The sequence below is a fragment of the Jeotgalibacillus sp. ET6 genome (genome assembly GCF_029667115.1).
Taxonomy (GTDB): Bacteria; Bacillota; Bacilli; order Bacillales; family Jeotgalibacillaceae; genus Jeotgalibacillus.
On the sequence record NZ_JARUIU010000002.1, the window covers coordinates 618284 to 630269 of the forward strand.

Sequence of the window (11986 nt, forward strand, 5' to 3'; positions counted from 1 at the left end):
CATTATGAAGAATGGGAATATTCGGGGTAATAAAAACCCCCCTCCTGCGATCCCATAATGGGAAGCAGAAAGGGGGGAGCTAATTCACTTAAATTAAAACTGACCTGTTTTACGAAGTTCTTTTCCACGTCTTCTAAATTTCAAAAAGACGATGTAAAGCATTGGAACAATTACCAGGGTCAGAAGGGTTGAAAACATGATTCCGGATATAATGGTCACAGCAAGCGGTGTAAATAGGGCATCCCCGCTTACAGCTACAGGAATCAATGCCACAATGGAAGTAAAGGCTGTAAGAAGTATCGGGCGAATCCGGACACGTCCTGATTCAATAACCGCTTCTTTCACCTTCATGCCATTTTTTATGCCCTGTTCAATAAAGTCGATCAGTACGACAGAGTTCCTGACCACAATTCCTGTTAGGGAAACCATACCCATTACTGCCAGGAAGCTGATTGGTGTTTGTGTGACAAATAATCCAAGTATAGCTCCTGCAATGGCCAGGTAAACAGCCACCAACACAAGCAAAGGCAAAGACAATGAATTAAATTGAAACGCAATTAATACATACACAAGGAAAATAACAATTGTAAACAGAATGATAATTTCAGAGAAGAAGTCATCCTGCGCTTCGTTTTCTCCACCTAAAACCAGACTGTATTCTTCTGAAAGACCTTCACGTACCTCTTCGGTAATTTCCGTTACTTTGGCTTCCAGGTCTTCGACTTCACCCGGGAATGCCCGGATTGTTATGGCACGTTCTCCTCCATCGTGAGGAATCCGCTGCAGCTGTTCCGTTTCTTCAGCTGTCACAAGCTCATCCAGTGTGACAAGAGCAGGAGGCCCCTGTGTTTCACCTTGAGCGGCGGCAGGCAATTCGATTTGGGCTAAATCAATTTCTTCCCCTTCTTCCACAGGATCCACTAAAAGGGTCATATCCCGTTCAGTCACGCCATCATCAAAGCTGTCCATCGGGATTCCTTCTGTCACCACTCTGATCTGCTGGCTGATTTGCTGAAGAGTGATTCCATTTTCATTTAATGCATCACGATTAGGAATATATTCAATAGTGGGCTCTTCTTCTCCAATATTGTCGAGAACCAGATCGACACCCAAGTCGTCAATTTCACTCATCACCGTGTCGCGGATTGAGATTAATTCTTCCAGTTCAGGTCCTTTGACAGTGACCGTTACTGGAGCACCAGCTGGAGGCCCTTGCTGAATCGTTTCCATGAAAATGATGGCATCGGGATACTGTTCCCGCAGCTCGTCCGTCCAATCGTCGATCAGCCCTTGGGCGGTTTGATTTTCACGGTCCACTCTTGCGACAAGCTGCCCGGTATAATCACCTGTTGTATCAAGCGAACTATTAAAAAGGTTCGGCAGACCGGTACCTGCGAAAATGGATGTTTCTGTTACACCGTCATCTTCTTTTAGTGTGCTTTCCATTTCCTGAAGCGTTGAAAGTGTTTCTTCAAGCGGTGTTCCGATCGGCAGTGTGACATCAACTGTCACTTCTTCTCGATCTGCATCAGGGAAAAATTCAAAAGGCGTCAGGACGACAAGACCAAACAGTGCGGTCGTAACAACCAGTCCGATCAATCCTGTTAAAAGCGGCTTTTTAGATGTTTTCACTAAAACTTTATCAGCGTAAAAATTTGAAATCCAATTCAAAGGTTTACCTAATAAACCTGGAGAATCCGACATTTTTTTATTGGATTTACGGTAAAAAGTGAAACGCATCATGGGTACAAATACAAGAGCGACAATGGTTGATGCCAGAATGGTTGTGATTAATACCGTAGGAAGCGCGCGGATAAAGGCTCCGTTTCCACCTGACAAAAAGACCAGCGGCAAAAAGGTAAAGACGATTGCAAGGGAGGACGTGACGATGGATACCCAAACTTCTTTTACCCCTGTAATAACACCTGGGAGTGCTTTGTCCCCAAGTTTAAATCTGCGCTGAATATTATCATTTACCACAATAGAGTCATCCACCAGGATACCGAGTGCAATGATCACGCCAATGACTGAAATCTGGTTTAAATCCACTTCCGCAAAGGGGAGAGGAATAATGCCAATCAGGACTGAAAGCGGAACCGCAATGGCGACAACAATTGCACCGCCTGGAGTTAAACCAAGTGCACTTGTTACAATGACAGCCAATACCGCAATCGCAAGTGAAAAATACAAGCCGTCGAAAATGGTATTTACCAGGTCTGCCTGAGAATAATAAGGCACCAGTTCAATATTTTCAGGCAATGTATCTTCTAACTCTTCCATCTTTGAAACGACAGCTTCATCCACACTTGGAATGTCCTGTCCTTCGTCTAGATAAGCTGTAAAGGAAACAGCAGGCACTCCATCATACGTAATCAAATCCTCTGTTTCTTTTGGTAAAAGCTCAACAGATCCAATATCTGCTATGGAAACAGCTTTACCTTCAGGAGATTGTCCTACTGTCACCTGTTCCATTTCTTCAACTGTTTCATAGGTTTCAATGGAAAGCTGGTAAATGGTTTTACCGGTTTCCTGTTTCCCAAGAGGAACAGGATTGAATTCACTTTCAATTGCGGTCATAACATCCGGGATGGCAAGACCATTTTGACCAAGCTCTTCAGAATCAACCGTCAAAATAATTTCAGTAGGCTGAACGCCCTTCACCGTCGTACCGGAAACACCGGCAACTGCTGAAATTTCTTCATCCCAATCATCCATTAAAGGCTGAAGATCTGTAAATGCATCCCGATCCTCGCTTGTTAACATATAAGAAACGATTGGGAAATTTGCCTGTGCTTCCTCTACAGAAGTAGAGACCACTTCTTCGGGGAAGGAGGCTTCAGCATCGGATACCTGCTGCTGGATAGATGAAAACACTTCCTGTGAATTTGCTCCGTCTTCAAGTGTCACGATCACTGATGAAAAACCAGCGGCGGATGCAGAAGAAATTTCCTCAATTCCCTCAATTGATTCGAGATTTTGTTCAATCGGATTAGTGACGGTCCGTTCCACCACTTCAGGCGTCGCACCCGGATACACAGTGGAAATGGTACCGACATTTACAGAAGTCTCAGGAATTTCCCTTTGAGGCAGCTGTAGAAACACCATAACCCCAACGATAATACTTAAAACAAAAAGCACCATGAAAATCTTTGTGCGCTTTAATACCCATTCAAACATCCTGCAGCCTCCTCTTGGCATTTCTAAAATAATTATTCCTATAAAAGATGGTTAGTATAAGTTCTTTCATCACTATTCTTCACGTTTTCGACAGTTGTGTCAAGAACGAAGGTGTTTACTTCAATTTTGGAGTAAATAAAAAAAACACCGCACAATGGCGATGTCATTTTTATAATCTGTTTGTGTTGTGAGAAAGCCAATAAAAAGATTACTCCCACTCCACCTTTATATGTGATAAAGAGGAAACAAGATGATCCGATGTGGAAGCGAGTGTTTCCCGTAAACGTTCCTGTTCATGAACCGAGACACTCTTACATCCCGCAGATCGTGCCATCATGGAATCTACCACACTGTCCCCGATCATAAGCAGTTCAGAGGGAGGGATTGTGAAGTTGCGGCATACCTTTTCAAGCATATCCGGAGAAGGCTTGCCGTGTTGAACGTCAGCAGGTGTCACTACAAAATCGATGTTACGGTCAAAGCCAAGAAGCTTCAGACACTCGCTCGTCCGCTCCTGCAGATCTGATGTTACGATTCCCACTACGTAGCCTGCATGCTTTAAGTCGTTTAATAGCTCGACAGCACCCGGTGTGGGAATAAAGCAGGCTGAAATATCCAACGCCTTATTGCTTTCTTCCATCAGTTTGACAGCCAGCGCCATAGAGGTTATCCACGGATTTTTGGTCAGCTGATAAAGAAGCGCTGTAATCGCAATGCGTTCTTCCTGCTCTCCGGCGATCGCTAGCAGACCCTGATGATCGACATGGTCTCCATCAACACCCATCATCCGGTCCCACGCCTCCCCATGCTCAGGTCCAGCTATATCGATAAAACGTTTTTTTCTCTCCTTATTTAAAGCCAGCCAAAATGGCTCTGCCTGAAACAGCGTCCCATCCTTATCAAATGCAACAACAGAAGAAGAAACCACTTCCCCGTTAACCTTAATTGACCTTTCCTTCATCTCAGAACCACTCCCATCCAAACAAGATACTCCTATTATGGACTCAAATCGACAGCTTTTCTATAATTTTGCTGCGTTAAAGGACAAAAGGGGCCTGGCCCCTTTTGTCCTTTAACGTAAAAAAGAATAAAAAAATAACGGCGCAATGGCCGTTATTTTTGTTCCTGTAAAAAGGTTGTTACTTGCTCGGGTGATTTAGCGTTTGCTGAATGCAGGTGAGCCTTTTTTTCGCCATTCTGGAAGATCAGTAGGCTTGGGATACCCATAACATCGTTTGATTCTGCGATTTCAGGGAGCTCATCTTTGTTTAAGGTGTACCATGAATATTGATTGTATTCTTCCACGATATCATCAATAAACATATCCATTCTGCGGCAGTCCGGACACCAGTCTGCTGTAAATTTAACAATGACAGGCTCGCTGCCTGCGATGACTTCTTTAAACGTATCGGTATTTTTAATTCCTTGCATGTTCATCCCTCCATACAACCGATCATAATATGTTTTTCTAAAAAGATCAAAACACAGGTCCCGGCAGATGAAATATTTATGGCAGTCTGTTCATACGATGACTAAAGAAATTTAAACCGCATCAAAATTGTGACAGTTGAAAAGAAATTGGTGATAATGATTCTCAAAGTCATTGACGAATGGTCGTTTGTACTCTAGACTAAAAAGAGAAACGTATACAGTCGTCCGATTTGCGAAGGAACTTCCTGAAGGAGTCATGTGCACTTACAGGAGAGACAAAGGAGATATCAGAGTATGCTTAAGACTCAAACGTTAACGTTAGGTTATGGAGATTCCATTATTATAGAAGAGTTAGATTTAACGATTCCCAAGGGTGAAATTTCTGTTTTAATCGGCGGAAATGGATGCGGGAAATCCACATTACTTCGTTCAATGGCTCGATTGCTGAAGCCGCAAAATGGAGAGGTTATGTTAAACGGCAAAGAAATTAACCGTTACTCAACCCGCAAGGTTGCACAGGAGATGGCCATTCTGCCACAATCCCCGACAGCACCAGAGGGTTTAACCGTATTGCAGCTTGTTAAACAAGGAAGATATCCATATCAGGGCTTTCTTCAGCAATGGTCCAAAGATGACGAAGACAGCGTTCAGCGTGCACTTCAAGCAACTCGTATGGAAGAATTTCAGGACAGGTTTGTCGATGAACTTTCGGGAGGACAGCGCCAGCGTGCATGGATTGCAATGACGCTTGCCCAGGATACAGATATTATTCTGCTTGATGAACCGACTACTTATTTGGATATGACCCATCAAATCGAGATTCTGGATTTGCTGTTTGAATTAAATGAAAATGAAAACCGTACGATCGTCATGGTGCTGCATGATTTAAATCTTGCCTGCCGCTATGCACATAATCTGATTGCTGTAAAAGACCGGACTGTTTTCAAGCAGGGAAAACCGGAGGAAGTTATCAGCTGCGATATGGTCAAGCATGTTTTTCAAATGCATTGCCAAGTAACAACAGATCCATTGTTTGGAACACCACTGTGCATTCCTCACGGCAAAGGACGCTGTATCGTCCAGCAGGCAAAAGTGGCTGCTGTTGAAGCTGTGGGTCAGTAAATCAAAACGCAAACCGTCTCTTCGTGGACGGTTTTTATTTTTAATCAGTCAGAAAATAAATGAGAAGAGAAGGGAGAGATGACCGTGGAAACAAAGGAATTAAGCGAGCAGCTGCAAGCAATGATCGACAAATATACTGAGCTGCTAACCGGAGAAAATTCAAAGGAATCGGTTGAAAAAGTTCAACAATGGATTATGTATAACCATATCGCCAAGCAAATGCCTGCTCTCGCCAAGCACTGGAATTCCCTTTATCCTGAAGGAAAAGAGGAAATGAAAAAAGTAGTGCTGGACATTCAAAAGAAAAATAAAGAGCTGAAAGCAAAAGAAGCTGAGTCAAATGAAGAAAAGAGCTGAGAATTACAAGTGGAATTTTACTTAAAGGGCATAAATTCTTAGTATTAGGTGAGTAGAGCGGAAGGTGGTGTCTCTCAGCAGGAGATGACGGTAAGCTTAGACTTTGCAAGGCAAGATCCAAGAAGTCTCAGCGCTGTCCCTGCGGAAAGCGTCCCCTTAAAGCGCAGTGAACCGGTTAAAGAGGTTGAGACAAAACTCTAAAGAATGTAAAGAACGAAGAAGTATTTATCAATAGTAAGAGGAGAGTGGAGCGGAAGGTAGCGACTCCAGCAGGATTTGACGGCAAGCTGAGACTATACAGGGCAAGGCCCTGGATGGCTCAGCGCCGTCCCTGCGTCCGCCTGAAGCGCAGCCAAAGAGCTTGAGACACTTTTGTCTCAAGCTCTTTTTTCATTAATGAACGGGCAGCTTGGTCAGATCGGCTGAAGCTTTTTGAGCAGTTTTCTGAAGAGCTTGCGGCGTCTCCGGTGTAGGATTATACCAGCCCTGCTGCTTCATCAATTCATATAACTTATGCTGCTGTGTCTGAGTTTCGCGGCAGATAGTTGAGATAAGATCAAACAAAGGCTGAGTGCTTGCTTCATTTAATGCAGTACTGTAGGCAACACTTAAATGTTTTTCTAAAATAAGAACATCTGTCGCCCAATCCTGCTCAGTCATGTTGGCTGGCGTTTGCATGCCTCCGCCTGTTTGCGTAGTCGTTTGCTGCATAGCTAATGTCCTCCCCTATTGCATTTGGCCAGAGGCCTGCGTATTGGATGTTAAGAAATTCGTAATGGTTTGAAAATGCTTGGAATGCATCTGGCAGGCGGCTTCAAGTTCCGCTTTTACTTGGGGTGTCTGGCATTGTGATGCAGCATAATGTGTTTTCTTAGCTGCCAGCAGATTCCATGCTAAAATGTCTTCCACATACAATGCGTCTTTTGTTGAAAGAGACTGATTTTGCATAAATATAAAAACCTCCTTTAGTGATCTCTCTTACGTTCTCCCATATATGTGAATTTATACGCACGATGTTATATTCAAATCTTATTAGTAATGATAGAATAAGAATGATTCGTGTAACGATTTCTTATTTTCTGAATACAGAGAGCGCTTGCAGGATGATTTTTGCTATCAGGAGGTTTGTCTATCATGGAACGAGTGATGCGCGATTTCTTTTTGTTCCTGTCCAAGAACAGGCCAATGACCAAGGTTGCAAAGCAATACGGCCTTCGTTTTGGCGCCGCAAGATTTGTCGCCGGAGAAACGGTGGAACAAGCGGTGGAATCCATTCAAACACTTAATAAAGAAGGGCTTTGCGTCACGCTGGATTGTCTCGGGGAATTTGTGGACAATGAGAAAGAAGCAGGCGAAATGACAGAGCTATGCATAGAAGCCGTTCAGGCAATTGGTGCTCACAAGCTGGATTCACAGCTTTCCCTAAAACTCACTTCAATGGGACTTGATTTATCTGAAGAAGTAGCCCTCGAAAATATGCGGAGAATTATGGATGCAGCTGTTGAAAACAATGTGTTTGTAACCATTGACATGGAGGATTACGAGCGCTGTCAAAAAACATTGAATTTGTTTAAGCGGCTGAAGGGCGAGTACGAAAATATTGGTACAGTTATTCAAGCCTACTTATACCGTACTGAAGGAGATATTGCCGATTTAAACAGCTTCTCTCCAAATTTACGGCTTGTAAAGGGAGCATACAAAGAATCTCCTGAAGTAGCATTTCCCGAAAAGAAAGATGTAGATGACAACTTTAAGAAAATCATTAAAGCGCATTTGCTCAATGGAAACTACACAGCAATTGCGACTCATGACGACCAAATCATTGACTACACGAAAAATTTGGTGAAGGAACATCAAATTCCCCATGAACAGTTTGAATTTCAAATGCTGTATGGAATATGCGAAGACCGTCAAAGAGACCTTCACAACGAAGGCTTCAAAATGCGCGTGTACATGCCGTTTGGTACAGACTGGTACGGCTACTTTATGCGGCGGCTTGCTGAACGGCCGGCAAATGTAGCTTTTGTGGCCCGAGGGATATTTAATAAATAAAAGAAGTCGGCTGATTTGATCAGCCGATAATTTTTTGAAAATTTCAAGTTCTCTTATTGCGAAATGCTGGTAAATCTATTATCATAGAAGAGTAAACAAATTTATCTTTTTTTTATCTAAAAAATGAATGAGGATTCATTCAAAAAGTCTTCAAAAGGAGGAAACTGATTTGGTCAGACAAATTCAGAAAGCGGCAGTAATTGGTTCCGGCGTCATGGGATCGGGAATTGCAGCTCACTTAGCGAATATTGGAATTCCCTCAATTTTGCTCGATATCGTTCCAAAGGAGCTGTCAGAGCAGGAGAAGGCAAAGGGGCTCTCATTAGAAGATAAAGCGGTGCGAAACCGCCTCAGTGCGTCAGCGATTCAAAAACTGTTTAAGCAAAAACCGGCACCTCTATCAACAAAAGAAAATGCAGCTTTGATTGAAGCTGGAAATCTTGAGGACGATCTTTCCCGATTAAATGAGGCTGATTGGATTATAGAAGTGGTAGTCGAAAACCTGGATGTGAAAAAGAAGGTTTTTGAACAAGTGGAACAGCACAGAAAAGAAGGCAGCATTGTCAGCTCCAATACATCCGGAATTTCAATTGAAGCCATGGTGGAAGGGCGATCTGAAGAGTTTAAAAAGAATTTTCTCGGAACTCATTTTTTCAACCCTCCCCGCTACTTGAAGCTACTGGAGGTAATTCCGACATCTCATACTGATGAGAAGATCGTCAATTTCATGAAGGAATTTGGAGAAAATACACTGGGAAAAGGCGTAGTACTGGCAAAAGATACGCCAAACTTTATTGCTAACCGCATCGGGACGTACGGTCTTCTTGTCACTGTACAGGAAATGCTGAAGGGAAATTACTCAGTTGGAGAAGTGGATTCTATTACCGGACCTCTGATCGGACGTCCGAAAAGTGCAACCTTCAGAACCCTTGATGTTGTCGGACTGGATACATTTATTCATGTAGCAAAAAATGTATATGATCAGGTGGAGGGTGAAGAAAAGAACGTGTTTGATGTTCCTGACTTTATGCTGCAAATGCGTGATAACGGCTGGCTTGGAAGCAAATCAGGCCAGGGCTTTTTCCGGAAAGACGGCAAAACGATCCTCGAACTGAACCCATCCTCTATGGAATATCAGGAACGCGGCAAGCTCCGGGCGCCTTCATTAGAGATTGCGAAGCAGGAAAAAGGATTAAGCAATAAAATGAAAGCGCTTGTATATGCACAAGACCGTGCAGGAGAACTGCTGTGGTCCATCTTGTCACCAGTGCTTCTCTATTCAGCCAAGCTTCACGGTGAAATTGCAGATGATATCGTCTCCATCGACCGTGCAATGAAATGGGGATTCGGCTGGGAAAAAGGTCCATTTGAAACGTGGGATGCGATCGGCATCGAACGGTCTGTCTCCCGTATGAAAGAAGAGGGTCATGCGGTTCCTGAGTGGATAGAAGAAATGCTTGTGCAGGGTCACACTGCTTTTTATAAAGAAGAAGAAGGCGATCTGTTCTACTACCATAATGGCAGTTACATCCTTGTGGAAGAGAATGAAAAAGCAATCAATCTGAAACGCTGGAAGAAGAAACATGGAGTCATCAAGAAAAACACCGGTGCAAGTTTACTTGATCTTGGTGATGGTGCAGCGCTGCTTGAATTCCATTCGCCAAGCAATGCAATCGGCATGGACATTATTCAAATGATTAATTTTGCAGTGGATGAAGTTTCAAAGAATTATAAAGGTCTGGTGATTGGGAATCAAGGCAAAAATTTCTGTGTAGGTGCAAACCTTGGAATGATTCTAATGGAGGCTCAGGACGATAACGTATTTGAAATCGAAATGGTCGTGAAACAATTCCAGCAGGCGATGATGCGGTTAAAATACAGTCCTTTCCCTGTGGTAGCAGCCCCGTTTGGCATGACGCTTGGCGGAGGGGCAGAGGTTTGTCTCCCGGCTGACCATATTCAGGCATCCCCTGAAACGTATATGGGACTGGTAGAAGTCGGTGTTGGTCTCATTCCGGGAGGCGGAGGAAACAAGGAGCTTTACTTAAATTATCTCAACAGTCTCCCGAAAGGGGTTGAGTTTGATCTCCAGAAGGTAGCCAATACTGTTTTTGAAATGATTGCAATGGCCAAGGTATCAACTTCTGGCGCTGAAGCAAGAGACAATCATTTTCTGACGCCAGCTGATGCGATCAGCTCGAACGGAGACCATCTGCTTTATGACGCAAAACAGGCGGTTCTTCATTTAGCGGAAAATTACGCTGCTCCGATTAAACGGAAAGTGCCTGTAGTCGGGGAAACCGGGTATGCCACGCTGCTGCTTGGTGCTCAGACGATGTACCATTCCGGCTTTATTTCCGAGCATGATTTGAAGATTGCGAGAAAGCTTGCTTACGTGATTGCTGGAGGGAAAGTGCCTTTTGGAACGGAAGTAGACGAAGAGTACTTGCTGAAGCTTGAACGGGAAGCTTTTCTAAGTTTGATTCAGGAGCCGAAGTCTCAAATGAGAATGCAGCATATGCTTGTTAAAGGCAAGCCTCTGCGCAACTGATATAAATCTATTCTCTCTGACCCCATTCCGCTGTTGAAGAAAGACAGTTAAAACAGCAAGTGATCTATTCTTCACCAGCAGGAGGGACAGAGTTAAATGTAAAGGGGGAGCACAATGCGTGAAGCAGTAATTGTAGCTGGTGCAAGAACACCAGTTGGTAAAGCAAAAAAAGGATCTTTAGCTACTGTGCGTCCGGACGATTTAGGTGCACTTGCGGTAAGAGAAACACTTAAGCGGGCAGGGAACTATGATGGGAACATTGATGATTTGATTATCGGCTGTGCGATGCCTGAAGCTGAACAGGGAATGAACATGGCAAGAAATATTGGGGCACTGGCGGGTCTTTCCCATACTGTACCTGCTATTACGGTCAATCGATATTGCTCATCCGGACTTCAGACCATTGCTTACGGGGCGGAAAGAATCATGCTGGGCCATTCAGATACAGTCATAGCAGGCGGAGCTGAATCTATGAGTCTTGTACCAATGATGGGTCATACTGTACGGCCGAATATCCGTCTTGCAGAAGAAATGCCCGAATATTATATGAGCATGGGGCATACAGCTGAAGAGGTTGCCAAAAAATACGGCATCACCCGTGAAGAACAGGACGCCTTCGCTGTATGGAGCCATCAGAAAGCTGCAAAAGCGCTGGCAGAAGGAAAGTATAATGATGAGATTGTGCCGGTTGATGTGACGCTGCGAAACGTTGATGGAAAACATCAGCTGAACGAAAGAACATTTTCATTTTCCCAGGATGAAGGCGTGCGGCCTGATTCAACTGTAGAATCTTTAAGCAAATTGCGTCCTGCATTTTCCCGCACCGGAACCGTAACAGCCGGTAATGCATCCCAGACAAGCGACGGGGCAGCAGCTGTGATGGTGATGGATCGTGAAAAAGCAGAATCCTTAGGCTTAAAGCCCATCGCGAAATTCAGGTCATTTGCTGTCGGGGGAGTTCCGCCTGAAATTATGGGAATTGGTCCTGTGGAAGCAGTTCCTAAAGCGCTGAAGCTTGCAGGCCTGTCACTGTCAGACATTGATCTGTTCGAATTAAATGAAGCATTCGCTTCCCAAGCGATTCAGGTAATCAGACAGCTCGGTTTAAATGAAGAAATCGTGAACGTCAATGGCGGTGGGATTGCTCTGGGGCACCCGCTCGGCTGTACCGGAGCAAAGCTGACATTATCCCTTCTGCATGAATTAAAACGCAGAAACCAGCAGTTTGGTGTAGTGACAATGTGCATCGGCGGAGGAATGGGAGCAGCAGGCGTATTTGAAATGATTCAATAAGAA

10 protein-coding genes are annotated in these 11986 nt (G+C 44.0%); 5 read left to right on the forward strand and 5 right to left on the reverse strand.

The window, feature by feature from the left end:
* Positions 1-93: 93 nt before the first annotated feature.
* From P6709_RS08190 to P6709_RS08200, 3 genes are all read right to left on the reverse strand, one after another.
* Entirely contained in the window at positions 94-3177 is a 3084-nt protein-coding gene (locus P6709_RS08190) for an efflux RND transporter permease subunit (RefSeq protein ID WP_278240407.1), read from the reverse strand.
* A 208-nt stretch (positions 3178-3385) separates the two neighbouring features.
* Entirely contained in the window at positions 3386-4138 is a 753-nt protein-coding gene (locus P6709_RS08195; RefSeq protein ID WP_278240408.1) for an HAD family hydrolase, read from the reverse strand.
* 152 nt (positions 4139-4290) lie between these two features.
* Positions 4291-4608: a thioredoxin family protein gene (locus tag P6709_RS08200; RefSeq protein WP_278240409.1), complete on the reverse strand. Its 318-nt coding sequence runs from the start codon at positions 4606-4608 to the stop codon at positions 4291-4293.
* A 294-nt stretch (positions 4609-4902) separates the two neighbouring features.
* On the opposite strand from P6709_RS08200, the gene P6709_RS08205 reads away from it, so the two are divergent.
* Together P6709_RS08205 and P6709_RS08210 are read left to right on the forward strand one after the other, a co-directional pair.
* Positions 4903-5730, forward strand: a complete 828-nt coding sequence (locus P6709_RS08205; RefSeq protein ID WP_278240410.1) for an ABC transporter ATP-binding protein — start codon at positions 4903-4905, stop codon at positions 5728-5730.
* 84 nt (positions 5731-5814) lie between these two features.
* The gene (locus tag P6709_RS08210) at positions 5815-6087 is read left to right on the forward strand and encodes a DUF2573 family protein (RefSeq protein ID WP_278240411.1); all 273 of its coding nucleotides are present in this window, start codon (positions 5815-5817) and stop codon (positions 6085-6087) included.
* A 393-nt stretch (positions 6088-6480) separates the two neighbouring features.
* On the opposite strand, the gene P6709_RS08215 is transcribed toward P6709_RS08210, so the two are convergent.
* Both P6709_RS08215 and P6709_RS08220 read right to left on the reverse strand, forming a co-directional pair.
* Positions 6481-6798, reverse strand: coding sequence for a spore coat protein (locus P6709_RS08215; RefSeq protein ID WP_278240412.1), 318 nt, complete (start codon positions 6796-6798; stop codon positions 6481-6483).
* Positions 6799-6813: 15 nt separating this feature from the next.
* On the reverse strand, positions 6814-7035 hold the full coding sequence (locus P6709_RS08220) for a hypothetical protein (RefSeq protein WP_278240413.1): 222 nt from the start codon (positions 7033-7035) through the stop codon (positions 6814-6816).
* Between the two features lie 186 nt (positions 7036-7221).
* On the opposite strand from P6709_RS08220, the gene P6709_RS08225 reads away from it, so the two are divergent.
* The 3 genes from P6709_RS08225 to P6709_RS08235 all read left to right on the forward strand — a co-directional run bounded on the left by P6709_RS08225 (position 7222) and on the right by P6709_RS08235 (position 11983).
* Positions 7222-8139, forward strand: coding sequence for a proline dehydrogenase (locus P6709_RS08225; RefSeq protein WP_278240414.1), 918 nt, complete (start codon positions 7222-7224; stop codon positions 8137-8139).
* A 127-nt stretch (positions 8140-8266) separates the two neighbouring features.
* On the forward strand, positions 8267-10690 hold the full coding sequence (locus tag P6709_RS08230) for a 3-hydroxyacyl-CoA dehydrogenase/enoyl-CoA hydratase family protein (RefSeq protein ID WP_278240415.1): 2424 nt from the start codon (positions 8267-8269) through the stop codon (positions 10688-10690).
* A gap of 114 nt (positions 10691-10804) precedes the next feature.
* Positions 10805-11983, forward strand: a complete 1179-nt coding sequence (locus tag P6709_RS08235; RefSeq protein WP_278240416.1) for an acetyl-CoA C-acetyltransferase — start codon at positions 10805-10807, stop codon at positions 11981-11983.
* The last annotated feature ends 3 nt before the right edge of the window (positions 11984-11986 follow it).